This window comes from Paraburkholderia sp. Ac-20340 (genome assembly GCF_017104965.1).
GTDB lineage: Bacteria > Pseudomonadota > Gammaproteobacteria > Burkholderiales > Burkholderiaceae > Paraburkholderia.
Genome location: NZ_JAAGPR010000002.1, coordinates 157,452 through 181,803 on the forward strand (window position 1 = coordinate 157,452; position 24,352 = coordinate 181,803).

23 protein-coding genes are annotated in these 24,352 nt (G+C 59.5%); 3 read left to right on the top strand and 20 right to left on the bottom strand.

Annotated elements, in window-relative coordinates:
- The first annotated feature begins 2 nt into the window (after positions 1 to 2).
- Positions 3 to 632 carry an urease accessory protein UreG gene (ureG, locus tag G3N59_RS03760; RefSeq protein ID WP_205981209.1) on the top strand — a complete coding sequence of 210 codons (630 nt, stop codon included), beginning with the start codon at positions 3 to 5 and terminating at the stop codon, positions 630 to 632.
- Between the two features lie 43 nt (positions 633 to 675).
- Here ureG and waaA read toward each other — a convergent pair whose 3' ends face one another.
- The 4 genes from waaA to G3N59_RS03780 all read right to left on the bottom strand — a co-directional run bounded on the left by waaA (position 676) and on the right by G3N59_RS03780 (position 5,891).
- Positions 676 to 1,998, bottom strand: coding sequence for a lipid IV(A) 3-deoxy-D-manno-octulosonic acid transferase (gene waaA / locus G3N59_RS03765; RefSeq protein ID WP_205981210.1), 1,323 nt, complete (start codon positions 1,996 to 1,998; stop codon positions 676 to 678).
- 46 nt (positions 1,999 to 2,044) lie between these two features.
- Positions 2,045 to 2,929: a Kdo hydroxylase family protein gene (locus tag G3N59_RS03770; protein WP_205981211.1), complete on the bottom strand. Its 885-nt coding sequence runs from the start codon at positions 2,927 to 2,929 to the stop codon at positions 2,045 to 2,047.
- A 292-nt stretch (positions 2,930 to 3,221) separates the two neighbouring features.
- Positions 3,222 to 4,217, bottom strand: coding sequence for a lipopolysaccharide heptosyltransferase I (waaC, locus tag G3N59_RS03775; RefSeq protein WP_205981212.1), 996 nt, complete (start codon positions 4,215 to 4,217; stop codon positions 3,222 to 3,224).
- A gap of 279 nt (positions 4,218 to 4,496) precedes the next feature.
- Positions 4,497 to 5,891, bottom strand: a complete 1,395-nt coding sequence (locus tag G3N59_RS03780; RefSeq protein WP_205981213.1) for a phosphomannomutase/phosphoglucomutase — start codon at positions 5,889 to 5,891, stop codon at positions 4,497 to 4,499.
- Positions 5,892 to 6,187: 296 nt separating this feature from the next.
- Here G3N59_RS03780 and G3N59_RS03785 point away from each other — a divergent pair, with 296 nt between their 5' ends.
- Together G3N59_RS03785 and G3N59_RS03790 are read left to right on the top strand one after the other, a co-directional pair.
- Positions 6,188 to 7,450: an oligosaccharide flippase family protein gene (locus G3N59_RS03785; protein ID WP_205981214.1), complete on the top strand. Its 1,263-nt coding sequence runs from the start codon at positions 6,188 to 6,190 to the stop codon at positions 7,448 to 7,450.
- On the top strand, positions 7,450 to 8,286 hold the full coding sequence (locus G3N59_RS03790; RefSeq protein ID WP_205981483.1) for a glycosyltransferase: 837 nt from the start codon (positions 7,450 to 7,452) through the stop codon (positions 8,284 to 8,286). Before G3N59_RS03785 ends, G3N59_RS03790 begins: the two co-directional genes overlap by 1 nt.
- Before the next feature lie 83 nt (positions 8,287 to 8,369).
- Here the strand turns inward: G3N59_RS03790 and G3N59_RS03795 are convergent, their stop codons facing one another.
- From G3N59_RS03795 to G3N59_RS03870, 16 genes are all read right to left on the bottom strand, one after another.
- A complete protein-coding gene (locus G3N59_RS03795; RefSeq protein WP_205981215.1) occupies positions 8,370 to 9,107 on the bottom strand; it encodes a putative type VI secretion system effector in 738 nt (245 codons plus the stop codon).
- A complete protein-coding gene (locus G3N59_RS03800) occupies positions 9,097 to 9,414 on the bottom strand; it encodes a hypothetical protein (RefSeq protein ID WP_205981216.1) in 318 nt (105 codons plus the stop codon). Before G3N59_RS03800 ends, G3N59_RS03795 begins: the two co-directional genes overlap by 11 nt.
- A 19-nt stretch (positions 9,415 to 9,433) precedes the next feature.
- Entirely contained in the window at positions 9,434 to 10,177 is a 744-nt protein-coding gene (locus G3N59_RS03805) for an LrgB family protein (protein WP_346777845.1), read from the bottom strand.
- Complete coding sequence (locus tag G3N59_RS03810; protein ID WP_205981217.1) at positions 10,174 to 10,542, bottom strand: CidA/LrgA family protein; 369 nt, start codon at positions 10,540 to 10,542, stop codon at positions 10,174 to 10,176. Before G3N59_RS03810 ends, G3N59_RS03805 begins: the two co-directional genes overlap by 4 nt.
- Before the next feature lie 106 nt (positions 10,543 to 10,648).
- Positions 10,649 to 11,347: a GNAT family N-acetyltransferase gene (locus G3N59_RS03815; RefSeq protein ID WP_205981485.1), complete on the bottom strand. Its 699-nt coding sequence runs from the start codon at positions 11,345 to 11,347 to the stop codon at positions 10,649 to 10,651.
- Between the two features lie 79 nt (positions 11,348 to 11,426).
- Complete coding sequence (locus G3N59_RS03820; RefSeq protein WP_205981218.1) at positions 11,427 to 12,902, bottom strand: glycosyltransferase; 1,476 nt, start codon at positions 12,900 to 12,902, stop codon at positions 11,427 to 11,429.
- 13 nt (positions 12,903 to 12,915) lie between these two features.
- Positions 12,916 to 14,001, bottom strand: coding sequence for a glycosyltransferase (locus tag G3N59_RS03825; RefSeq protein WP_205981219.1), 1,086 nt, complete (start codon positions 13,999 to 14,001; stop codon positions 12,916 to 12,918).
- Positions 14,002 to 14,006: 5 nt separating this feature from the next.
- Positions 14,007 to 15,320, bottom strand: a complete 1,314-nt coding sequence (locus tag G3N59_RS03830) for a glycosyltransferase family 4 protein (RefSeq protein WP_205981220.1) — start codon at positions 15,318 to 15,320, stop codon at positions 14,007 to 14,009.
- Positions 15,317 to 16,291, bottom strand: a complete 975-nt coding sequence (locus G3N59_RS03835; RefSeq protein WP_346777846.1) for a polysaccharide deacetylase — start codon at positions 16,289 to 16,291, stop codon at positions 15,317 to 15,319. Before G3N59_RS03835 ends, G3N59_RS03830 begins: the two co-directional genes overlap by 4 nt.
- Before the next feature lie 2 nt (positions 16,292 to 16,293).
- Positions 16,294 to 16,836, bottom strand: coding sequence for a hypothetical protein (locus G3N59_RS03840; RefSeq protein WP_205981221.1), 543 nt, complete (start codon positions 16,834 to 16,836; stop codon positions 16,294 to 16,296).
- A gap of 5 nt (positions 16,837 to 16,841) precedes the next feature.
- On the bottom strand, positions 16,842 to 17,954 hold the full coding sequence (locus tag G3N59_RS03845; RefSeq protein WP_205981222.1) for a glycosyltransferase: 1,113 nt from the start codon (positions 17,952 to 17,954) through the stop codon (positions 16,842 to 16,844).
- Positions 17,951 to 19,120: a nucleotide sugar dehydrogenase gene (locus G3N59_RS03850; protein ID WP_205981223.1), complete on the bottom strand. Its 1,170-nt coding sequence runs from the start codon at positions 19,118 to 19,120 to the stop codon at positions 17,951 to 17,953. Before G3N59_RS03850 ends, G3N59_RS03845 begins: the two co-directional genes overlap by 4 nt.
- Before the next feature lie 146 nt (positions 19,121 to 19,266).
- Positions 19,267 to 20,277, bottom strand: a complete 1,011-nt coding sequence (locus tag G3N59_RS03855) for an alginate lyase family protein (protein ID WP_205981224.1) — start codon at positions 20,275 to 20,277, stop codon at positions 19,267 to 19,269.
- Positions 20,278 to 20,451: 174 nt separating this feature from the next.
- Positions 20,452 to 21,081 carry a hypothetical protein gene (locus tag G3N59_RS03860; RefSeq protein WP_205981225.1) on the bottom strand — a complete coding sequence of 210 codons (630 nt, stop codon included), beginning with the start codon at positions 21,079 to 21,081 and terminating at the stop codon, positions 20,452 to 20,454.
- A 64-nt stretch (positions 21,082 to 21,145) separates the two neighbouring features.
- On the bottom strand, positions 21,146 to 22,243 hold the full coding sequence (gene glf, locus G3N59_RS03865) for a UDP-galactopyranose mutase (protein WP_205981226.1): 1,098 nt from the start codon (positions 22,241 to 22,243) through the stop codon (positions 21,146 to 21,148).
- Positions 22,236 to 24,293, bottom strand: a complete 2,058-nt coding sequence (locus G3N59_RS03870) for a glycosyltransferase family 2 protein (protein WP_205981227.1) — start codon at positions 24,291 to 24,293, stop codon at positions 22,236 to 22,238. Before G3N59_RS03870 ends, glf begins: the two co-directional genes overlap by 8 nt.
- Positions 24,294 to 24,352 lie beyond the last annotated feature (59 nt).

Here is a 24,352-nt window from a genome sequence, read left to right on the forward strand (position 1 = left end):
TCATGAACAACACACGCACCAAGAAACTGCCGCCGCTGCGCGTCGGCGTCGGCGGCCCGGTGGGCTCCGGCAAGACCACGCTGCTCGAAATGCTCTGCAAGGCCATGCGCGAGCGCTACGACCTGGTCGCCATCACCAACGACATCTACACGAAGGAAGATCAGCGTCTGCTGACGGTCGCGGGCGCCCTGCCCGCCGAGCGCATCATGGGCGTGGAAACCGGCGGCTGCCCGCACACGGCGATCCGCGAAGATGCGTCGATCAACCTCGAAGCCGTCGACCAGATGCTCACGCGCTTTCCCGATGCCGATATCGTCTTTATCGAATCGGGAGGCGACAATCTCGCGGCCACGTTCAGCCCCGAGCTGTCGGACCTGACGATTTACGTGATCGACGTGGCGGGCGGCGAGAAAATTCCGCGCAAGGGCGGCCCCGGCATCACGAAATCGGATCTGCTGGTGATCAACAAGACCGATCTCGCGCCGATGGTGGGTGCGAATCTGGATGTGATGGCCTCGGATGCGCAGAAGATGCGCGGCGAGCGTCCGTTTGTGATGTGCAATCTCAAGGCGCTCGACGGCCTCGATCAGGTGATTGCCTTCATCGAGAAGAAGGGACTGCTGACGGCCTGAGCGTCGTCAGCAGTCTTTGCACCGTAGTCGGTCAAGGCGGCGCTTAAAGATCGAGCGCCGCCGAAGCGTGCTCGGGCAACAGCGTGGTGAGCACGTCCACCGTGCGCGCCGTCGCGCCACGGTGGCGCGCGGCAAACGCGGAGGCCGCCGCGCCCATCGTCACGCGGCGCGACTTGTCTTCGAACAGTTCGCGCAGCGCGCGCGCCAGATCGGCCGGGTCCTGCACCTGCAGCGCCGCGCCTGCGGCCACGGCATCGGCGGTGGCCTGGGTGAAGTTGAACACGTGCGGGCCGATCAGCACCGGCGTGCCCACCGCGCACGCTTCGATCAGATTCTGCCCGCCCAGCGGCAGCAGACTTCCGCCGATAAACGCCAGATCGGCGGCCGCGTAATACGCGCCCATTTCGCCCATCGAATCGCCGAGCAGCACGTTCACGTCCGGCGGCAACGCGCGCACGTTCGTCTGCCCTTCCACCGAAGGCGCGGGCGCCCACTGCGAGCGCCGTTCGAGCTTGAAATTCTTGCGCGTGACGAGGCCCGCGACTTCATCGAAACGCTGCGGATGGCGCGGCACGAGCAGCAGCAGCGCGTCCGGCACCTTGAGTGCGGCGAACGCCTCCAGCACGAGTTCCTCTTCGCCTTCGCGCGTGCTCGCCGCCACCCACACGGGCCGCGTGCCGATCGCCCGGCGCCAGTCGCGCCCGCGCGCGACGAGCGCAGGCGGGCTCGCCATATCGAACTTGAGATTGCCGAGCACCGCCACGTTGCGCGCGCCCAGCGTGCTCAGGCGCTCGGCATCGGCGGGACTTTGCGCCAGCACGCGCGTAAAGCCGCCGAACACTTCGCGCGCGCCCGCGCCGAACTTCGCCGCACGCTTGAACGAACGCGCCGACATGCGCGCGTTGGTCAGCACGAGCGGGACATCGGCGCGCTTGCATTCGTCGATGAGCGTGGGCCACACCTCGGTCTCCATCACGAGACCGAGCGAGGGACGCCAGGTGCGCAGAAAGCGCCGCACCGCATGCGGCATGTCGTACGGCAGATAGCAGCGCAGCACGCGATCGCCGAACAGTTGCTCGCCGGTCGCGCGCCCGCCCGGCGTCATGTGCGTGAGCAGGATGCGCGCATCGGGGCGCGCCGCCAGCAGCGCATCGACGAGCGGCTGCGCCGCGCGCGTCTCGCCGACCGAGACGGCATGCACCCAGATCAGCGGCGTGTCGTCCTCGGGCAGACGCCCGGCGCTATGACCGAAACGCTCGCAGACGTGCTCGCGATAGCCACGCTCGCGGCGCGAACGGATCATCAGCCGCAGCACCGCGAGCGGCGCGATCAGCCACCAGGCCGCGCGATAAATCGCCCTTAGCATCGGGCCTCCGCGCGGGCTTCGGGTGCGCTCGTACTCATCGTCGGCATCAAACCAGTTCCTTGCCCTTGAGGCGTTGCAGAATGCCCAGCGGCGCCCATTCGGGATGCACCATGTCCTTCGCCGGCAGGAAGAAAGTCTGTTCCATCATGAACTGGCCGGACATGACCGCGTGCGAGGTGTGATCGGAGAAACACACCCAGACGCTGCCCGGCGGAAAGCCGATGGTCTCTTGCGGGCACACCTTCTGATAATCGAGATCGGCCTTCATGCCGTCGTGCAGATTGAGCATCAGATGGTCGTACTCGCTGCGCGGCGACTTGGTGATGTGCAACAGGTTCTGCAGCCACGCCGAGCCCGGCATCTGCGCCTTGATGTTCGGCAGAAAGCGCTTTGCCATGTCCTCGAACGGCTCGCCCACGCGCCACACGCGCGGCGCGCCGTTGGGATTGACGTTGGTGAACACGCGCAGGATGCGCTCGCCGTAGTTCGGGCGCGACGGAAACGCGTCCACGTGCAGGCGCGAATCGTCCTTGCGCCACGAGGTTTCGCGCGTTTCCACCTGATGCAGACGCAGGCTCGTCGGCGCCACGCGCAGCTTGCCGGTGTACTCGGGAAAGAGACCGTCGACGAGCGAGCGCGCACAGGCCTGATAACGCGCGACCAGCGCGCGCACGGCCGACTGCGTCACCGTATCGCCGAGCACGCCGTGCAGCGCGCCGCCGTTCGGATCGAGGCTGATGTTCTTGCGCTTGGGATCGGCGATGGCCGGATCGAGCAGTGCGCGCTCGCCGCCTTCGATCGCGAATTCCAGCTTGGGAAAATACAGCACCTTGCCCTGCTCGACCGCATCGAGCAGTTGCTCGCGCGGCATCGGCAGACACTGCCCTTGCCAGTCGGCGGAAGTGATTTCGATGATCTGGGATTCGTTCATGGTCGCCTCTGGAAGCGATGGATCTGGATGCCTGGCGGGAAAGTCCGGCGGATCGAGGCGCCGACGCGCGCGGTTGCGCAGGCTGTCAGCGAGGCGGATACCGCCGGTACCCGGGTTGCGCGCCAGCGCGCCGGAGCTCGTAGCTTCGGGACCGGGCGCCGCGCGCGCCGCCCCTTATACCCCACGGTCCGCAATGCGCGCCTTGATGCACCGCAGCCTGTCAGGCTTTTCCGACAAAGAAGCTGGAGCACGTTGCCGCACCCCGCGCGCTTGCGCTCATGGCGCGTTCCACTCAAAGCAGGCCGAAGCCCGCGAGCGCGCCCTTGACCTGGGCGAGCGTGGGCGGCTGGCCAGCCGTGCCGAGATTGACGACATTCGGCGACCAGTAGCCGCCGGTGCGCCAGGCGGTCGCGAAATTGTACAACTCGACGGTCGGGCGCTTCAGCGCCGCCGCGATGTGCACGAGGCCGGTATCGACGCCCACGGTGGCCGCCGCGCCGTCGATCAGGCCGACCACGGCAGGCAGCGACAGCTTCGGCGGCACGATGGCCGCTTCGCCGAACTCGCGCGCAAGGCGCTCGCTGGTCGCGCGCTCGGACTCGCTGCCCCACGGCAGCACGAGCGACGCGCCACGGCGCACCAGCGCCTGGCCCAGCTCGATCCAGTGAGCGTCGGGCCATTGCTTGTCGGCGCGCGACGTGGCGTGCACGAACACGACATAAGGCACCGGCAGGTTCAGGCCGAGGCCCGCGAGCGCCTGGGCGGCGCGGAACGTGTCGATACCGAAGTCGATTTCGTCATTCGGCGACGGCGGCGGCAGTTCGAGTGCGCCCGCCACCAGCTGGCGCGTGCGCTCGACCACGTGGGTGCGCGGCTCGATGCGGATCGAGCGGTCGTAGAAGAAACGCACGGGCCATTCGTAGCCCGCGCCATCGGTACGATTGCCGAGGCCAACCAGCGGCCCGCGCGCCCAGCTCGCGACCCAGGCGGTCTTGATCAGCCCCTGGCAGTCGATCACGAGATCGTATTTTTCGGCAGCGAGCGCCCGGCGGAACGCGCCGATCTCGCGCCAGTTGGCGCCCGACAGCAAGCGCTTGCGCCAGCGGCGCAGCGAAAACGGAATGGCACGGCGCACGCCATGCACCAGCTCGACGAGCGACTGGAAGCTTTCCTCGACGAGCCAGTCGATCTGGGCATCGGGATACCGCCGCCGGATGTCGGCGATGGCGGGCATGTTGTGGACGACGTCGCCAAGCGACGACACGCGCACGATAAGGATCTTTTGCACGCTCAAGGCAAACTCGGACTGATTCAGGCGGACAGGTTAAAAAAGGTGCGCAATTTTAGCGCGCCGCGGGGAGTTGAGCGAAAAAGCGGGGGAAAAGTGCGGATATAAGCGCCAGAACTGCCTTCCCGGCCCTTCCCAATCCTTCCCGCTCTCGCGCGCAGGAGTCGCCAGCATAAACGGCCATCGCAAAACGGATGCCGCAAATGGCGCGGCGCCGGGCGGAAAAACCGCACGGCGCCGCGATAAGCGCAATTCAGGCGCTCAGGCGCCCGGCGAGGCTCAGAACGGCAGCTTCGCGTCGGCCTTCTCAGCCAGGATCACGCGCTTGAAGTCGGCCTGAATACGCGCGAGCGCGGCTTCGTTATCGGCTTCGAAACGCATGACGACCACCGGCGTGGTATTCGACGAACGCGCCAGACCGAAGCCGTCCGGGTATTCCACGCGCAGACCGTCGATGGTGATGACTTCGTCCGCGCCCGTGAACTTCGCGTTCTGCTGGAGCTTGGCGATCAGCGCGAAGTTCTCGCCTTCTTCCAGCTTCAGTTGCAGTTCCGGCGTGGCCGTGGAGTTCGGCAGGTCGTTGAGCAGCTTGCTCGGGTCCTGCACGCGCGCGAGGATTTCCAGCAGACGCGCGCCCGTGTACAGGCCGTCGTCGAAGCCGTACCAACGGTCCTTGAAGAACACGTGGCCGCTCATTTCGCCTGCCAGCGGCGCGCCGGTTTCACGCAGCTTCGCCTTCACAAGCGAGTGGCCGGTCTTCCACATCAGCGGCTCGCCGCCCTTGGCCTTGACCCACTTCGCCAGGTTACGCGTGCACTTGACGTCGTAAATGATCTGCTTGCCCGGGTTGCGCGAAAGCACTTCTTCCGCGAACAGCATCAGTTGACGGTCCGGGTAAATGATCTGGCCGTCCTTGGTCACCACGCCCAGACGGTCGCCGTCGCCGTCGAACGCGAAGCCGATTTCGGCGTCCGTTTCCTTGAGCGCGCGGATCACGTCCTGGAGGTTTTCCGGGTGCGCCGGGTCCGGGTGGTGATTCGGGAAGTTGCCGTCGATGTCCGTGAACAGTTCGACCAGCTCGCAACCCATCGCCTTGAACAGGCGCGGCGCGAGATCGCCCGCGACGCCGTTGCCGGTGTCGACCACGATCTTCAGCGGACGCGCGAGCTTCACGTCGCCGACGATGCGCGCGATGTATTCATCGGCGATGTCGTAGTCGGCATAGGTGCCTGCGCCGGTTTCGAAACGTTTGTCGACGATGCGCTGATACAGCGCCTGAATCTGCTCGCCGTAGATGGCCTTGCCGCGCAGGACCATCTTGAAACCGTTGTAGTCGGGCGGATTGTGGCTGCCGGTCACGACGATGCAGGAATCGACGCTGCGCTCGCCCGTGGGCAGGTTCAGCGGCACGCTGGCCGCGAAATAGCCGACCGGCGTGGGCACCATGCCCACGTTGACGACGTCGACGCCCGCGGCGCGCAGGCCGTCAGCCAGCGCGGACGACAGATCCGGACCCGAAAGACGGCCGTCGCGGGCGATCACCACCGCGTCGCCGCCCTGCGCACGCACCTCGCTGCCAAACGCCTGGCCGATGGCGTACGCCGTATCCGTGTCGAGCGTCTTGCCGATCACGCCACGAATGTCATAGGCCTTGAAAATCGATTGAGAAATCATGATGAGGCTCACCGTGCGATGGAAAGTCGGGGGGTCTATTCGTAACATGTTTTGCTACCGGAACGGGACCGGCCGTTACGAAAAGAGGGATCCGTTACAAACTATAATTGCGGGTTTTCGGCATCCGCCGAAGGTTACGCACCTATTTTAATGCCTCGCCGTTTCTTCCAGACGACAAAATCCGCGCCCGTGCTGGCGTGTGCGCCGACGCGCGACCCAGCGTACTACCCGGCGTGCATGACGGGACCGCAGGTGCGCACGCGCCGTGCCCACGCTCTTCACGGCGAGCGTCGCGCATGCTGAGCCTCAAACGCTTCGCCAACCCCGACGTCACGCGCGCCTTCGCCAACATCGTCTGGCTGGGCCTCGAGCGCATCACGCAGATAGCCGTGGCCATCGTCATCAGCGGTGTGCTGGCGCGCTACTTCGGCCCGGATGCGTTCGGCAAGTGGCAGTACGCCAACACGCTGCTGCTGGTGCTCGCGCCCATCACCTGGGTCTGCGGCGCCGAAATTCTCGTGCCGACCATTGTCAACAAACCGCGCGAGGAAACCGGCACGGTGCTCGGCAGCGCGTTTGCCTTGCGCATCGGTGTGTCGGCCGTGGCGTTGCTCGTGACGTGGGGCGGTATCGCGATGGGCGCGACCGATCCGATGGTCGGCGCGATGCTCGCAGGCCTCGCGGTCACGATGTTGTTTCGCGAACCGTTCGTGGGCGTCATCAACGCGTGGCTGCAGAGCATGACGTACAGCAAGCCGCAGCTGCTGGCGAGCATGAGCACCGCCATCGTCAAGGCGCTGCTCGTGTTCCTGCTCGCGCGCGCGGCGTTCATGCCGGGCAGCTTCGGCTGGCTGTGGGCGATCGAATCGGCGGCCATCGGCGCGGTGCTGGTGCTGTATTACCGCAGCCGTCACGGCGGCAAGCTCGGCTGGCATGTGGACCGCACGCTCTTCCGGCATTTCGCGACGGCGGGCACGGTGTTCTGGATCGGCCTGATCTGCATGTATCTGTTTCTGAAGCTCGACCGGCTGATGCTCGAACGCACGATTTCTTTCGCCGATCTCGGGCGTTATTCCGCCGCGCAACAGCTCAACGAAAACTGGATCACGCTTGCGCTGATGCTTTCGCAGACCATCGCGCCCGCGTTTGTCTATCGCGTGCAGGAAGCCGCGCAACTCAAGCGTAATCTGGTGCGTCTGTTCGCGATGACGGCTGCGTTGATGGTGGCGGGTGCGCTGGTGCTCGACGCGCTCGCGGGTTTCATCATCCATCGCGTGTTCGGGCCGGATTACGCGCAAGCGATCGGCATCTTCCGCTGGGCCGTGTGGCTCTCGCTGCCCGCCGGCATCGAGGCGATCGGCAATCTGGTGGTGCTCAAATATCAGGCGAAATACGTCCTGCTCGCCAAATGGCTGCTCGCGCTCGCGGTGGCGTTCGCGGTGAACCTCGTGGCGATTCCGCGCATGGGCGCGTATGGCGCGCTGGTTGGGCTCGCGATCGGTTATCTCGCGGCGGCGTGCGTGAACTTCTATTACATCCGCTTCAAGCTGGCTTCATGATGAATTCTCCCGCTGCTTCGAACCTGACCCGCACGGGCGCACTTGCTGATGTGGCCGTGCTGATGCCCGCCTATAACGGTCAGGCCGATGTCGATCGCACGCTTGCTTCGTTTGCCGAAGACGCGCTTGTCTATGCGCTCGTGGTCGATGACGGCAGCACGCCGCCTATCGTCGCGCCTGAACTGCCGGGCATGCAGATCGAAGTGCTGCGCATGGCGAAGAACGGCGGTATCGAGCGGGCGCTCGAAGCGGGTGTGAATGCGCTGGCCGCGCGTGGGTTTCGCTACGCAGCGCGTATCGATGCGGGCGATCTTGCTGCGCCGCTGCGGCTTGAGAAGCAGCGTGTGCGGATGGAGGCGGAGCCGAAGCTTGCTGCGCTAGGGACGTGGACGCAGGTGGTCACGCGCGCGGGCGCCCCGCTCTTCATGCTGCGCCCGCCCGCCGATGCCCGCACGCTGCGCAAGACGCGCATGTTGCGCTCGCCGCTCGTGCATCCTTCTGTGATGCTGCGTATCGATGCGGTGCTGGATGTGGGCAACTATCGGCTGCAGTATCCGGCGGCTGAAGATCTCGATCTGTTTCTGCGTTTGATGGAGCGCTATGACTGCGCGAATCTGCCGGAGCTTGGGCTGTATTACGAGTTGAACGAAGGCGGTATCAGCGCGACGAAGCGGCGCAAGCAGATCGCTTCGACGCTGCGTTTGCAGGCGCGTTATCTGAATGTGCTGAACTGGCGTGACTGGGCCGGAATCGCGAAAAACCTGCTGCATTTTGTGACGCCTTATGGGGCGTTGCAGAAGGTTAAGCGGGCGTTGTTTGCGGGTGGGAAAAGCTGAGGCTTTAATTTTATGAAGCTTCAACCCGCGCTCCATGAATTTTGCCATCTCGGAGAGCGGGCTTACTCCCGCCTGTCCAATCTTCACGATTCACGGTAGCGAAAAATCAGCTTACCCATTCTCCACGTGTCACCCGCTTCCTTGAGTTTTCTTGAAGCCTTTGGGAGGTCAATATTCGCAGGATTCTTCCAGCCAAACGTCGCGAATATCTTGTTGGCCATGGGGAGCTGTCTTTTGAACCTTCGTGAGATTCCATATCCGATACATACAGCCATAATTTCAACGGCCAGCCAGGCAAGCAATACACCTTCGTATAACGTGCCGAGGCCTTCGGTATCACCAATCGTTCTAAGAAACAGAATCAGCGTGAACACGGACGCGCATCCAGACCAGAATAGGACTGACCACTTCAGAAAGAACTTGAGCAGCGCACGACTACCACGCTCACAATGCGGGTGAACAGACAAGATTCCATCCTTGCATCGCCTGATCGCGTAACCTATCCACCCAGACTCTACCCGCTCCGCCACAACCTCAACTTCGTCGCCATTTTCGAATACTGACAGCCAGATCCACGCCCGGACTTCCTCATCTCCCAACTTAAACGTAACGAGATCCCCAACGGTATCCGTGAACTGGGACGAGTTGCTGAGATTGAGCGCGATATCGTTGAGACCGGCCAGCGCAGCGACGAGCGCGGTTCGCTCCATATTGCGCTTATCCGATTCCGTAAATACCGCCCCATACGAAACCTGCCGTTTAGTTAAACCTGTGATGATTCCTCTCAGGAGCACGGGGGACGCATTCGCCTCAGTTGCCATCCTTAAATCCTTTAGCCACTAGCGCAGCTTCAAAATCCGATCGCTGTTTCTCTAACTCACGTTCAGGGTCCGGCGAAGTTCCAAAAGGGCAACTCGACAGCCAATTCTCAAGGTCATCTGGCGTAAAAAAGTTGTACAGCATCGCGAGCTTGTCATCAGCGGTCTTATTCGCCTTTGTCCACAGAAAGTAGTAGTTCATCATTTCTATGATGAACAAGGCACCCGATAGCTTTGCTGACGTGTAGCTGAGCAGACTCGCAAAACCACGTGCTTCATTCGCATGACTCTGGCATCGATTCCCTGGCACGCGGATGCCTCGATCCTCTCTATATCCAGCGCAGCAATATCGGCAGTAACACCGGCACGACAAACGCCGTGAACACGCCATTCAACCCCATGCCGAGCCCGGCAAACGCGCCCATTTCCTCGCTCACCTGAAACGCGCGCGCGGTGCCGATGCCGTGCGACGCCACGCCGATCGCGAAACCACGCACCTCGGTTTCACGCACGCCGACGACGTTCAAAATCAAGCGCGCCGTTACCGCACCGAACACGCCCGTCGAGATCACGAGCACCGCCGTAAGCGAAGGAATACCGCCGACTTTTTCGGCGACCGCCATGGCGATAGGCGTCGTCACCGACTTCGGCGCAATCGACGCGAGCGTTTGGGGCGTCGCGCCCAGTACTTTCGCAATACCCACCGCCGAAACAATCGCCGTCAGCGAACCCGCAACCAGACCGCCCAGCAAAGGCAGCGCGGTGCGCCGCAGTTTGTCCCACTGCCGATAAAGTGGCAGCGCGAGCGCGACCGTCGCCGGGCCGAGCAGGAAGTGCACGAACTGCGCGCCTTCAAAGTAGGTTCGATACGGCGTATCGGTGAGCTTGAGCGCGATCACCACAATCGCCACGGCAATCAACACGGGATTGGCCAGCGGATTATGCTTCGCGCGCGCGTACACATTCAGCGCAATCAGATACGCGACCAGCGTGAGCGTGAGGCCAAGCAGCGGCGACGCGGCGAGATAGACCCAGATGGCGTCGAGTTTGTCGAGCGGCAGATGTGAGTTCACACTGCGCCCTCCCCAGCATGGCGATTTCGTTGTCTGCGCAACAATGCGCGCGTGACGAGCGCCGTGACGGCGATCCCGAGCGTCGTGCTCAAAACCAGGCTCGCGATCACCGCGAGCGCTTCGCCTCGTACTGCCTGCGCCGACACCATGATGCCCACGCCCGCAGGAATGAACAGCAGCGAGAGATGACGCAGGAGTTCGAGCGCAGTGGGTTCGATCGCGGTGGCGGCGGCGGGCCGCATCATCGCGAAAGCGAACAGCAGCAACATGCCGATAACGGGACCGGGAACGGGCAGCGAGAAAACGTATGAAACGCTCTCGCCAAGACACTGGAAAATCAGCAGGGCGGCAAGGGATCGGAGCATGGTCGGGACGTTGCTGGACTTGGGGCGCGGGCACGCAGGAAAGCGTGCGATGCGCCGCCAAGTTTACAGGAACGTTGCATACACGGCAGCCATGCTTCCCTTCTAACTACCGGTGTGCACGCGGCTCGAAACGCATGCGGATCGATTCGAGTTCGGCAGGCAAACGCTTCGAGCGCGGCTTGCGGCGTGGTATGTCGACAAAACCCAGGCGGCGGTAGAGCGCAGCGGCGCGTGTGTTGCTGACCAGCACATCGAGCACGATTTCACGCGCCGGCGTATTCAGGCCACGCGCGACCTCCCCCAGCGCGTGCGTGAACAAGGCGCTGAAGGCGCCAGTGCCGCGCGATGCCTCACGCGTCGCGCAATGTGCAACGAGCGTCTGGGCACGCTTTGGCTTGGGCAATTCCGTTTCGAGGACAAGGCCGCGCAGCAGCATGGGCACCGTGCGCAACACGCCGAAGTGACGCACCAGCGTGAGGACCACGTGCGGATCGTCAGCGAGAATACGACGGCCGTCATGCGCAGCCAGCACCGCAACGATCTCGCCGCTTGCATCGACCGCGACTTCATGGCGACGCCATGAAAAACGACCGCCATCGAGCCCGAATGCAAAGGCGAGAAAGGTAATGCAGCGCTCGGGCGACACACCGAGAAAGAACTCAAACTCATGCGAGCCTGACGCGAATATGAGCGGCGCGCAGAGCCGTGCGTCGCCTGGACGGGCCGGACGGAATCTGAGTGCGCGCGGCGCTACCTCGCACTCACCCAGCAGCTCAGTTGCCGGGTGTATTGGACTGATACTCATCGTCATGCCAGATCTCCTTCAATCTGCCGCCATGATTCGTCGCCATGGCGTGTCACGCGCAATTTGCATTTCTGCCCGTTCATACGTGCCTGGACATGCGCCTTTCCCGCCACGACCAATACAGTGCCATGCCAAATCCAACACAAACGGTCGCATTCAGCGGAATCAAAAAGTAATTCCCGCGTTGGACGCCTATCACAACTGCAATCGCCGAATAGAGAAAGGTGAAGACCTCGCCTGCCAGCAACACGGCATTGATCCTCGGCATCATTGACCGATCGTCGCTTTTTCCTTTCGGCGTCCGGTTGAAATCGCCATATACGCCGAACAGCGCACGCACTCCACCGACAAAGTAATACCAGGCCATCGGCAAAAACATGGCGATATAGCGATAGGTGTCCCACAGCGCTTGAACAGCGCTGCGTTTGCCATCGAAGCGCGCGCCGTGGCGTGCACCGAATGCATTTTCCAGCCCCCACAACACCGCAAGACCGAAGAATGCTATCGCGCCCCAGCGCATGAACGCGCCATCGAAATGCACGAGATACGCGAGCGGTAAGCTCAGTAGAATCAAGACGTAAATCGATGCGAGCAGCACGGACGAAAACATCACGGAAATTGCATGCATGCGTTTCATGAACGGCATGCGTTGCAGCAGCATCAGCTTAACGTGCTTGAAACCGCTGTGTATCAAACCGCGCCCCCAACGCTCGCGCTGGATGCGATATGCACTGATGGTCTCAGGCAGCACCGACATCGACACCACGTTGCGCAAGTACGCGTATTTCCATTCACCAAATTGCGCGCGATAGCCCAGATCCACGTCTTCCGTGACCGTCGAAGCGTTCCAGCCGCCCAGCGCATCGACACACACTTTGCGCCAGACGCATGAACTACCGCTGAGCGAAGCCATGTCGCCGTCTTCGCTCAGACCAACCGTAACGTATTGTTGATGGCCCATCTCCATCGCCTGGAAGCGCGTCAGAAACGACACGTCCCGATTCTCGTAACCAATACCGGTTTGCAGAAAGCCAAGCTTCGGATCTTTAAAGCACGGAATCGTCTCGAGCAGAAAATCGGCGGGTGGCACGAAATCCGCATCGAATAGGGCAAAGAACTCACCACGCGATTGCTGGATGCCGTTGACGAGGTTGCCCGCCTTATAGCCTTTGCGATCGTGTCGCTTGATCAGGCGAATGTCGACGCCAAGCGCCGCGTGATGTTCAATCTTTGCGCACGCCAGCGCGGTCGTGCCGTCCGATGAATCGTCCAGCACCAGAATTTCGAGCAGACCGGCCGGATAGCGCAAACGGCAGGCCGCATCGATCAAACGTTCCACGACTTCCGATTCATTGCAAATCGGCAGCAACACACTGACCGACGGCCACCAATGCGCTTCGACTTCCGATGAAGAATGTGCAAGCTCAGTCAATTTGCGCCGCTCCACCTTTCGCGAAATCAGAAAGACCCGCAATTCCAGTAGCACGTAAAGCGCAAAATAGGCGACGACGACAAGAAACACCGCCTGACAAAACCAGGAAAGCAACGCAAGCATCGTGATCCGTTCCTTAGAGCTTCACGACGGCACAGACTTCTTCCAGCCGATGTTCCCAGGTGTGATTCTCGCGCACATATTTCGCACCCGCCTCCGCGCGATCACGATCCTCCTGCGAAGGCCCGTGACGCAAACGCGCAAAGAGTTCGCGCGTCTCTTCATAAGTATTCACAACGTGACAGAAGTCGCGAAAATGGCGTTCGACAGCCCGGCTCGGATTGGTCACCGCAATGCCGCCACATGCCAGAATTTCCACCAGCCGGCGCGAAAACATCGTCTCGGAACTCGTCACCGAATTCACGTTGATCGACACCGCGTGCGATTTGTAGACGTTAGCCGTTTCGCGATGCGGCACCTTGCCGTGCAAGCGCATCTGGGCAGTCCTGGGAAAGCGGAACTCGAAATGGCGTGATAGCCGGTCGTGATTGCGGTCGAACACATTGAGCGGCATCTCGTTGTGCTCGCAGATCTCGAACACCATATCGAGAAAGCGGCGCCGTTCGTTGAGAATCCGGCGGTAATAGCTGCCCGTAAAACACACTTCGTTTCGCGTGAAATTGAATCCCGTGAAGCTATGAAACGCAGGCTGATACGGCATGATCAAGGTGTTCACCGGAACATGTGCGGGCACCTGCTGGCGATAGCGATCGAGACACGCTTCATCTGTCGTGAAGACGTAATCGCATACCTTTGCCACTTCGATAAAAGCATCGAAGAAAGGACCATCGTCCTTGTTCCAGAATACCGTCGGTACGCCTGCCTTTTTCGCGAAATCCACGAGACGGAAAATGGCCGTTGGTTTCGTGAGACGCAACGTTCGCGGCTGTTTTGCCAATTCATAGCGCCAGCTTCCATCTACGCCGTGAAACGCCGACTCGACCAGCACCAGATCCGGTTTCCAGTTGCCGATCACGTCGCGGTAATTCGCCGGCGTCATCACGCGCACACGACATTCAGCGGATAGACAATCCGCCGTGAAATAGTCCGTGACGAGCGCGATTTTCAGCTGGCCGAAGCGCCCGGCGCGCGGCTCATCTTCCGCAACGCCGGGATAGTCGTAGACGAGTGAACCCAGCTTTCTTATGACCCTGCCAACCATTCCCCTCACCCCGCCCTGTTGGGTAGTGCCTTGATAACAAATTCGCGCCAGCAACGCTGCGTGGTCGCGTATTCCTTTGCTTGCTCGCCGCGCGCAGCGAGCGCCGTACGATCGGCCAACGCGCTTTCGATCACTTGTGCCAGATCGGCCGCATCGCCCGCCTTGAAGAACCAGCCGGCGGGCTCCGTGCCCATTTCATCGCGAAACACCGGTAAATCCGGCACGATGACCGGCTTACCCATCGCCATGGCTTCAACGAGCTTGATGGGCGGCACGATCTCGCAGACCTTGAAAGGCTTGCGCGGAATACAGACGATCGCGCACCGGCTCAACGTCTCCTGCGCTTTTTGCGGCGACATGCGCCCGAGAAAGCGCACATATTCGGACACGCCCAGTCGCTGCGCCTGTGCTTCGAGCGCTTTGCGCGCTTCGCCATCGCCGATGATTTCAACCTTTGGCGGCGCACCGCGCGCGCGCAGTCGCGCCACCGCATCGATCAGCGTGTCGAGCCCCTCGTAGGCCATCAAGGAGCCCGCATAGCCGATCGTGCCGGCTTCAATGCCCCGCTGAGCCAGAGACGCGAAACGCTCTGGCTCCACGCAATTGGGCAGCAGGAACATGCGCTCCTGATCGACTCCCCATCGGTCTCGCGCAAAGCGACCCAATTGCTCCGAAATCACAAACAGGCGGTCGGCATGGCGCGCCACCAGGCCTTCGAGTTCGAGACCCTGCAGAAAGCCCTGACGCCCTTCGTACCGCGGAAACCGCGAGATGCGCGTGAGTTCCCAGAGGCCGCGCATTTCGTACTGAAACGGAATGCCCAACTGCCGCGCCGCGAGCAGCGCCGGCAACGCATTCACGTGATTCGACGCCGCGTGAATCACCGCAACACGATGCTGTTTCGCCCAATGCGCGATCACATGCGCCGCCTGCATCGCATACATCACGACCGGACGATTGTTGGCCGGCCCCGCTGCGTGCAGATAGCGCACGTCACCAACCTGCGTCTGCGCACCCGCCGCATCACAGAGGCGATCGATGCGATCGAACGGGTAGCCCGGCCGTGTCAATGTGTGCACACGGGCGCCGGCTGCAGCCATCGCACGGACAACCTCGTGCGTACGCGTGGTATAGCCACTCGTGTGATAAGGCAAAGCGCTCGCGGCCACATACAGCAGACTCTCGCGATCCGGCTCGAATGCCGCGATCTTCGCGCGCTGTTTTGCCTTGCGCTCGAGCGCGCGGAAAGTGAGCCATCGGCTCAAGCCGAGGTACGGCTCGCTTACGAATGTCTGGAGCGAATCAAGCGTAAAACTCATGCGCGTAACGTTCCTTGCTGCACGAGTTCGGCATACGCGAGATCGACGGTCTTGCCCATCTTGATCTTGCCGCGCGCGTGGAGATCGAGAAACTCCGCCGTGGTGATGACGTCGTAGTCTTTCGTCAAACGGCGCAGCAGTTTTCGATAGCCTTCGACGCGTTGATCGTCGCGATATGTCGCATAGCCCTTTTCGTCCCAATACAACAGCGACCACGAATGCAGCAGAAAAATGGAAAACGACGGACTGCCGCTGAATGCGTCGAGCAGCAACTTGCCCCACCACGGCCGGAAGCGGAAATACGGCGACTCTGGATAGGTAAGACGCGCCCACCACTCTTCCTTGCCGACTTTCGGGAGGATTTTCTTTTCCGTCATCGGTACTTCGAGCACGCCATTCGACCACGCAAACGGTTGATTCGTCGGCTCGCTGAATACGCATTGATTGGCATGGACGGCGCACATCGAATTGTTGAACGACGCGCGCACACCCGCGGCGTCGAGTGCGCGAATCGAAGCCGCATTCCAGCGAAATGAGCCCGCACGATGACCGAGAATCGGCTTACCCGTTTCTTCGGAGATCAGGTTGGCAAAATACTTGATGACGAATTCCGCACGTGCGTCGTCGGTGTACTGATTCATGTATTGCGGCCGACGCGCAAGCCCATGCTCGGCCCAGAATGAATCGGGCAAGTACTCGGGATGGGTATGCAACTGTACGTCCTGCCCAACCGAATCGAGCCAACGTACAACCTCACGTGTTTCGTCGAGATAAGACCATGCACCGCATTGATCGACGAAATAGACATGCTTCGCGCCGAACTCGTCGCCTATCTCGGCCATTTCCTTGATGCCTGCGGTGCCACGATCGTGCATGCCCCACATGAGCCGCTTGACGTGATCGTGAGGCGCGCGCTTGGGCAATGCCTCGGTATCGACAGTCAACATCGCGTAGCGATTCTTTTCCATCATTCTCAGCTCAATTTCAACAACGCATTCCATACCGGTTCGCTGGCGAGTCCAGCGCTCAACGGAACGATGCACGCATCGCGATAGCGCCATGCAAGATAAGCCTGCTTTCGCTGCTGCAGGGAGGGTCCCTCGCCGCTCAATGCCGGCAAATACTCAACCAGCCAGCCAAGCCGCGAATAAAAGGCGAAATCGGCGATATCGGTGACGAGGACTGGCGCCAGATCTTCACGACCCAGGAACTTCTTCGAAAAGCGCTCGCATGCAATACGAAGCTGATCGCGCTGCACACCTGGCGCCCAGATCATCACCGTCTTTACATCGGCAGAAACCGGCCGGTGATTGAGAGTCGGCAACCACGCAAAAGGCGTGATATGTGGCGAGATCAAACCCATTGACGCGAGCACGCTACGAATTTTTCGCCACGCACGCGCACTGGCGGAAGACACCGGCTTCCTGCTCAACAGATCGTGTCGCTGAAGCAATGACCACTCAGGTTTTGCCGCTAGCGCCTCGATCTTCCGGCGCAACGCTTTAGTTTCTGCCATCACACTCACTGCGCAGCCCCCTTTCTCCCGGCCAACGCGAGAATCTTTTCAGCGGCCAGTGCTGCGCCATTCATCGCAATCGCAACGCCCGCGGGCTCGGCGACGCTCAACATACCGAGCAATCGGCGCACGGCTTCTTCTCGATCCTCGTCTGTCTCGCAACCCGAGACAACGGCGGGCATGACGTCAGCGACCATGTGCGCGCGACGGACCTGATCGTCGGCGAGTTGCGCGTTCGGCACCAGCAACGCCGGGACACCGGCTTGCACCAGTTCACAGCACGTGTTGTATCCGGCCGCCCCGACGAAAGCGTCGAAAGCCCGCAGATAACGCGCCAGCGGATAAACCGTGAGTGGCATAACGCCCTCGGGCAATTCGACATCCCGCACGGAGATCGGCGCGCGCACCCAGACCACCTTGAAGTCAGCCGCCTCGAAAACGCGAATCAAGCCGTGCCCGATTCCCGCGACGTCCTTGAGATTGCCAGGGCCCAGCGCGAACAGAACGAAGCGACCGGCCCGGGGAATGCCCAGCGCGTCTCTAGCCGCTGCGCGATCGAGCAACTCATCGCTATCGAGCACGCAAACCGGTGGCACGAGCGCACGCGAGCCGCCGCTCATTCGCGCAGTTTCGCTTTCTCCCGCGCCTAGTTCTCCGGGTTGAATGACCAGATCGAATAAAGCTTCATCTACAGTGACCGTCTTGGCGCCTTCTTTGAGCAGGCCGCGATTGGACCAGACTAGCGCCGGCGAGCCGTACGCTTTGCACGCCGCCAGGAAGCCCTGAAATGGCCAGGTGCCGTCAAATACGATGACATCGGGACGCACACGTTCGAGCACCATGCCAAAACGCACAGCCAGTTCGCTATTCCATGCGAACGACGAGCTTGCCGACCAATAGGGCGAGACAAAGTAATCGGCCTCGAATCCCATTTCTTCGATGAGTTCGATTGCCGACGCCAATGAAAAGAACACAGCGTGCGCGCGACCACGCAGTTGCCGCGCATAGGCAAGGCAACGATTCAAATGACCCATGCCTGAGCCATTCACATTGAAAAACAGGATGCGCGGAAGCTGCGAGTTCAAGGCATTTTCTTGAGCCGCCTTCAGATCGGTCATGCGTCGCCGCCAAACAGATCGCGCGTGTACACCTTGTCGGCCACATCGGCCAGATCGGCTGTCGAGCGATTTGCAATGATGACGTCAGCCGAACGCTTGAATTCGGCCAGATCTTTAATGACGGACGAATTGAAGAAAGTCGATTCGTGCATTGCCGGTTCGTACACGATCACTTCCACTCCCTTGGCCTTGATGCGCTTCATCACCCCTTGAATGCTCGACGCGCGGAAGTTATCGGAGCCGGCTTTCATCACCAGCCGATAAATGCCGACCACTTTCGGGCGGCGCTTGAGCACGCTCTCGGCGATAAAGTCCTTGCGCGTGCCGTTCGATTCGACGATCGCGTGAATCAGATTTTGCGGCACGTCGCTGTAGTTTGCGAGCAGCTGTTTGGTGTCTTTAGGCAAGCAATAGCCACCGTAGCCAAAGCTCGGATTGTTGTAGTGCGAACCGATGCGCGAGTCGAGGCACACGCCCTCGATGATCTGTTGCGTATCGAGGCCGTGCTGCGCCGCGTATGTGTCCAGTTCATTGAAGTACGCTACGCGCATCGCAAGGTAAGTATTCGCGAAGAGCTTGATTGCCTCGGCTTCCGTGCTGCCGGTAAAAAGCGTGGGAATGTCCTGCTTGAGCGCGCCTCTTTTGAGCAGGTTTGCAAAGACTTCCGCGCGCTCTGAACGTTCGCCGACAACGATGCGTGAAGGATGCAGATTGTCGTACAACGCTCTGCCCTCGCGCAGGAATTCCGGCGAAAAGATCAGGTTTTGCGTGCCCAGCTTTTCGCGCGTGCGCTCCGTGTAGCCGACCGGAATCGTCGATTTGATGACCATCACGGCGCGCGGATTGATTTCCTTGACTTCGCGAACAACACTCTCGATCGAGCGCGTGTTGAAGTAATTCGTCTCTGGATCGTAGTCGGTCGGCGTGGCGATGATGACGTAATCCGCATTCGCATAGGCTTCCACACGGTCGAGCGTGGCACGGAAATTCAGAGCTCTGTTCGCGAGAAAGTCCTCGATCTCGGCGTCCTCAATCGGAGACTGCTTGCGGTTGAGCATCGCCACCTTCTCTGCGACGATGTCCAGAGCAATGACTTCGTTGTGCTGCGCGAGGAGTACGGCGAGCGAAAGGCCGACGTAGCCTGTGCCGGCGATTGCGATTTTCATTCAGTTACCTTTAAACAAGACGGAGCGGCTGGGCCTTCTGCGATAGCACCGACGGAAGTCGGACGCCCTTCCACCACTGTGCAGCCAACGCTTCTGTCGACATCGGGATGGTTTCCCCAGCACGTCTTTGTGCCACGCACACATTGTTAGCTGCCGCTCTTTACGGCGTTCACGACACTCTGCCAATCGACAAACCGCTTATGCGGGGCTCCGCACCAGACCTTGACCGCCGTAGCGCCGGCATCAGGATCTACGCAACTCGCGCCCGAGAATACCGGTCCTGCCTCGCAGGTGCTCCACTGATGCCGCGAATACTCCCCTTCGCCGGCCCGCGACCTGACCTGGTCGAAATTCACTTTCGAGTGCGCAAAATCGATGTGCTTCTTTTCACCCAATGCATAAGGCTTGATAAAGTCGACCGCGCGCCGTAGAGACGCCCCCGACGGTGCCTGATAGTCGTACCAGTCATGATGACGTTGATGTGCAACGCACGCGAGCGTCAGTAATGGTTCGACGCTATACAAGTTGTAATGCATCGCATCTCTAAGCTGAAAATCCGTGCTCTCACCATCGGGCAGGAAACTGCGATCCATCTGAACCTTGAATCCTTCCGTTACCTGCCTCCACAATGCGTCGTCATCCAGTGTCGTCGCTATCAGCCCGACTATCTTCAGCCGATGGCTTTGCCAGTTTTCCGTGCGATGTCGGGGATCGTTCCAAAGCGTGATTGCCTGATCCCTTAGCCAGCCATCGACAGTGACCCTATCCGTGGGAGTGAATCGCTGACGCAATACGTCATAGCCGACAATCAAGGGTTCCAGCTTGGTTTCGTTGATGGGGTCGCCATCAGGCCGGTTCACCCTCGCCCACGCCAGAATGAATTGAGTGCCTTTGTCCGCGAATCTGGCGTCCTGACTCACCAGCCACACCCACGCCAACGCAGAGATCTTCTGCATGTCTTTGAGGGCGCTATCCGATCGGATCTTGTCCGGGTCCGAGTCGAGTCTGCCTTCTCCAACGAGCACAGGAACCGGCTTTGGATCATCACTGAGCGCGCCGACAGCCATCCTTTTTTGCTGCTCGTATAGAGCCGTTGCTTCGGAATCCTGCTTTATCAACGATCGCAGCGAAGAAACCTGGTCTGGCTCGAGGCTCACCGGTCCTGCCCACGCTGGCGACAACGCCAAAGCGTAGCTACACAATAACCATCGCATTGCGCGAACCCTCATTCCAACCTCCCTTTCAACTCGTTTTCGTAGCAAAGCATGTCGGCTCCCAACCTGCATGCCGATCCGAATGGGTCCAGCAATCTATGACTTCGATAATCGATTTCAAGAGTCGACGGAGTAGTTGTCGATATAGGTGCGACTCCAGCCGCAATTACGCTTGAGGATCTTTGCCGGTACGCCAGCAATGACCACGTTCTCTTCCTCGAACCTCGACGCCACCAAAGCGCGTGTCCCCACGATCGTTCGGTTAGCAACTACGCTGCCCTTCATGAAAAGGGCTTCCGAGCCAATCCAGCAGTCGTCGCCAATGACGATTGGTCTGGACTTGTTAAGGATTTCGCCCGAATCGAGATCGAACATCACATGCCCGTCAGTCACACGGAAGACGACATTCGAACTCAGCATGCAACCGCGCCCAATCTCAATGTGGAGATGACTTTCGTTTGCCATCGCAAACCGCGCACTCTCGATCGATGTTCCAGACTTGATCGAAAGACTCTTGTTTACGCCGACGCCGGACATATCAACGGTCGTGTTGATCAGGCCGCGCTTGTGAGTCGGCTCAATGCAGATTCTGCTGTTTTTTCCGACGATAAACTTGCAGTTTCTGAACAATGCGCCTTCGTGGACGAGTACTTCCGAACCACTCGCCCGAAAGTCGACTAGCAGCCCTTCGATGGTCGGGTTTTCGACAATCGAGCCATCCGACTTCTGTAATCTGAAAATATTCATATAGACAAGACTTGCTCAAGCACCGAAGCGCTGCTCTGATCTTCCAGGTATCTAAATCGTTCGCTTATGCCATGGACCGGAACTTGGCAAACGCCGAGCCAATCACCTGATGCATGTCGTAATACTTGTACTCGGAAAGGCGACCACCAAACACCACCTTGCTCTCCTGCTCTGCCAGTTCACGATACTTTGCATAGCGCTCGGTATTTTCCTCGTCACCGACCGGGTAATACGGGACCTTCCCGTTGGTCCATGCCGCGGGAATCTCTCTCGTCACGACCGTCTTCGGGCTCTTGTTGCCCGGCGTGAAGTGCTTATGCTCGATTACGCGGGTCCATGGCACGTTGGAGTCGCCGTAATTGACAACGGCATTACCTTGATAGTTGTCGGTGTCTTCTACCCACGTTTCGAAGTCCAAGGTCCGATACTCAAGCTCACCAAACTGGCAATCGAAATAGTCGTCAATCTTCCCCGTGAACACGACGGTCTTCGCTTTCGCGTTCCATGCTTCGCGGTCGGCGAGGTAATCCACCCCAAGTTTCACATCGATACCATCCAGCATATTCGCGAACATGGCCGTATAACCATCTTCTGGAACGCCCTGATACTTGTCGTTGAAGTAGTTGTTATCCCACGTCAGCCGAACCGGAAGGCGCTTGATGATCGAGGCAGGTAGATCCTTCGGATCGCGCTGCCACTGTTTTGCCGTATAGCCGCGAATCAGCTTTTCGTAAATATCGGTTCCCACTTGCGAGAGCGCCTGTTCCTCCAGATTGCGCGGCTCACGGCCTTGCAAGTCGAGTTTCTGCGACGCGATCTTCGCCGTTGCTTCCTGCGGCGTTGTCACGCCCCACATGTGATTGAACGTGTACATGTTGAACGGCAACGAAAAAACCTTGCCATCCGAGATCGAAATCGGCTGATTTCTGAAATTATTGAATCTGGCAAATCGGTTCACAAATGCCCAGATCTTTTCATCGTTGCAGTGAAAGATATGGGGGCCGAAAACGTGGATGTGAATTCCTTCACGCTCCTCCGTATGGCAATTACCCGCAATATGCTCACGCTTGTCAATGACGAGACAGGTCTTGCCTTCATCGGCTGCCAGACGTGCAAAGGTAGCGCCAAACATACCGGCGCCGACGATCAGATAGTCATACATTGTGGGCTTCCTCTTCCTGCTGACTTGCCAGCAAATCCAAAAATTTCGTTTTTCTCGCTTCGTATTGCGGCTGGAGTTCTTCAGGAACCCGATCCTTTACCCAGCCAACGAGATTTCTCGCGAAATCACTCCATACATCGATCAGATAGATCCCGTTCGGATGCTCGACGATACGGTTATGCGTAGACTCAAGTGCATCAAATGCGGTTAAACGCCGATGGTCGGAAACGTTCGTGATCTGCGATCGCTCTTCGAACTTGCGGTGCGTGCACACTTCGTCCTCACCGAAGCCAATCTGGCTCGCAGCTAACAGGCTTTCCCAGTGGAAGGCGATGTCGTTGTGAACCACCGTCGCGCCGAAAAAGATATTGGCATCGTGGAGCAGTTCGGTCTTGATAATACGATTCCACGGATAATTGATTAGCGTCGCCGCGAAACGACGTAGTTCATCGTTGCCTTTCGCTTGCCGGAAGCTGTCCCACAACGCCTTGTCCGCATTGAACATATCGCGAACCTGCTTCTTTTCATGGAACTCGATCTTGTACTTCATGAAGTACAAATCATTGTCGTGCCGCTTCGCATCGGTCACAGCCTTACCTAACGCGACACCATCGACCACATCGTCCGCGTCAAGGAAGAATGTATACAGCCCTGTGCAAAGCGGAATGACGGCATTGCGCGCGCGGCCCGCCCCGCGATTCTTCTGCGCAAAGAAATGCAGATTCGAGTGTTTCGCTTCGAGCGAACGACAGATCTCTGCCGTCCGATCCTGCGAACCGTCGTCGATAACGAGAACGTTGGTCGTAATACCCGGCACGTTCACTACGCAGTTGATCGTTTCTTCGACGAAGGCTTCGCAGTTATAGGTCGGAATGACAACCGTCAAATCGTGCTGCGCGTAGCCGTCGGCAAACTCCTGAATACGTTTATCGAAGCTTTGGCGAAGATTCTTCGACGGCAACTTCTTCTGATATTTCGAAACAATCTGTGCAATCCGCTTGCCGATGATTGCCTTGACCTCGTCGCGTTCCTGACGCTGGGAGATCCAGCTACTGCGATAACAATAGTCGTAATACTCGTCGACGACCTGCTGGTCGTTCGGCAAATCGAGGTGACTACTCAGAAAGCGGCCAATCGTGTTGACGTGGCTGCACATTGCAGCAAGCTTGTAATCGGCCGCTCCCATCGTCTGGCCTTCACGTGCCATACGATGGTAGCTGACGATATCGTCGAGCTTGACCAGTTTCCCGTGCGACGCGAGCACGAACCAGTGCAGCGGATTATCTTCATAGAAATAATCGCCTTCCGGGAAAGCAATCTGATTGCTTTCGAGAAACGCACGCCGATATAGCTTACGCCATGGCACAGGCGAAGCACGGAACACTTCGGGGCATGACCTGGCAGTAAAGACCTCATCAGCCGGAATTTTTTCGAAGGTCTGCAAATCGTAGGCTTCGGAGTAGAAGCGACTATGCTCGACGAACGTCCGAAAACCGCCGATAACGATATCTGCCTGATGCCGCTCCGCAGCGGCCACCATCTTCTCAAACGCGTTTTCAGAGATCCAGTCGTCGCTATCGACGAAACCGATGTACGTACCCGTTGCTGCCTTGATACCGATATTGCTGGGAATGCCCGCGCCGCCAAGCGTGTTGTGTCCCAGGTGGATCACGCGAATCCGGCTATCGAGCTCTGCATGCATCCGGATGATCTCTCTACCATTATCCGTGGATGCATCGTCGACAATGATCAACTCAAAGTTCTTATAGGTCTGGTAGCGAACTGAAAGTATGCACGCGTCAAGAAACGGTCCTACATTGAAGACCGGCATGACGATTGAGATCTTGGGGCCGAGACGAGACACCTCGCGATGCGTGTCACGCATTTGCGAAAAGGTCTGAAAATTCGGCTCCAGCTTCTTCTCGGCCAAGGCAATATTGAATTCAGCGAATTGATACAGCGGGTCGCTTTTCTCGATTTTTCTGTACTCCTTGATCGCGCCAGCAAGATCGCCGGAACGCATCAAGTCGTTTCCCTGCTTGATACCCATCACCCACCCCGTTAAAACAGATTTCGCGGCATTTTCGAATTAATACCGCCTCGACAACG

What these genes read in the sequence shown, in the direction of transcription:
- ureG (WP_205981209.1), top strand. Translation starts at nt 3, where the DNA reads ATGAACAACACACGCACCAAGAAACTGCCGCCGCTGCGCGTCGGCGTC.
- waaA (WP_205981210.1), bottom strand. Translation starts at nt 1,998, where the DNA reads ATGCTAAGGGCGATTTATCGCGCGGCCTGGTGGCTGATCGCGCCGCTC.
- G3N59_RS03770 (WP_205981211.1), bottom strand. Translation starts at nt 2,929, where the DNA reads ATGAACGAATCCCAGATCATCGAAATCACTTCCGCCGACTGGCAAGGG.
- G3N59_RS03780 (WP_205981213.1), bottom strand. Translation starts at nt 5,891, where the DNA reads ATGATTTCTCAATCGATTTTCAAGGCCTATGACATTCGTGGCGTGATC.
- G3N59_RS03785 (WP_205981214.1), top strand. Translation starts at nt 6,188, where the DNA reads ATGCTGAGCCTCAAACGCTTCGCCAACCCCGACGTCACGCGCGCCTTC.
- G3N59_RS03790 (WP_205981483.1), top strand. Translation starts at nt 7,450, where the DNA reads ATGAATTCTCCCGCTGCTTCGAACCTGACCCGCACGGGCGCACTTGCT.
- G3N59_RS03795 (WP_205981215.1), bottom strand. Translation starts at nt 9,107, where the DNA reads ATGGCAACTGAGGCGAATGCGTCCCCCGTGCTCCTGAGAGGAATCATC.
- G3N59_RS03810 (WP_205981217.1), bottom strand. Translation starts at nt 10,542, where the DNA reads ATGCTCCGATCCCTTGCCGCCCTGCTGATTTTCCAGTGTCTTGGCGAG.
- G3N59_RS03815 (WP_205981485.1), bottom strand. Translation starts at nt 11,347, where the DNA reads ATGAGTATCAGTCCAATACACCCGGCAACTGAGCTGCTGGGTGAGTGC.
- G3N59_RS03820 (WP_205981218.1), bottom strand. Translation starts at nt 12,902, where the DNA reads ATGCTTGCGTTGCTTTCCTGGTTTTGTCAGGCGGTGTTTCTTGTCGTC.
- G3N59_RS03825 (WP_205981219.1), bottom strand. Translation starts at nt 14,001, where the DNA reads ATGGTTGGCAGGGTCATAAGAAAGCTGGGTTCACTCGTCTACGACTAT.
- G3N59_RS03830 (WP_205981220.1), bottom strand. Translation starts at nt 15,320, where the DNA reads ATGAGTTTTACGCTTGATTCGCTCCAGACATTCGTAAGCGAGCCGTAC.
- G3N59_RS03835 (WP_346777846.1), bottom strand. Translation starts at nt 16,291, where the DNA reads ATGATGGAAAAGAATCGCTACGCGATGTTGACTGTCGATACCGAGGCA.
- G3N59_RS03840 (WP_205981221.1), bottom strand. Translation starts at nt 16,836, where the DNA reads ATGGCAGAAACTAAAGCGTTGCGCCGGAAGATCGAGGCGCTAGCGGCA.
- G3N59_RS03845 (WP_205981222.1), bottom strand. Translation starts at nt 17,954, where the DNA reads ATGACCGATCTGAAGGCGGCTCAAGAAAATGCCTTGAACTCGCAGCTT.
- G3N59_RS03850 (WP_205981223.1), bottom strand. Translation starts at nt 19,120, where the DNA reads ATGAAAATCGCAATCGCCGGCACAGGCTACGTCGGCCTTTCGCTCGCC.
- G3N59_RS03860 (WP_205981225.1), bottom strand. Translation starts at nt 21,081, where the DNA reads ATGAATATTTTCAGATTACAGAAGTCGGATGGCTCGATTGTCGAAAAC.
- glf (WP_205981226.1), bottom strand. Translation starts at nt 22,243, where the DNA reads ATGTATGACTATCTGATCGTCGGCGCCGGTATGTTTGGCGCTACCTTT.
- G3N59_RS03870 (WP_205981227.1), bottom strand. Translation starts at nt 24,293, where the DNA reads ATGGGTATCAAGCAGGGAAACGACTTGATGCGTTCCGGCGATCTTGCT.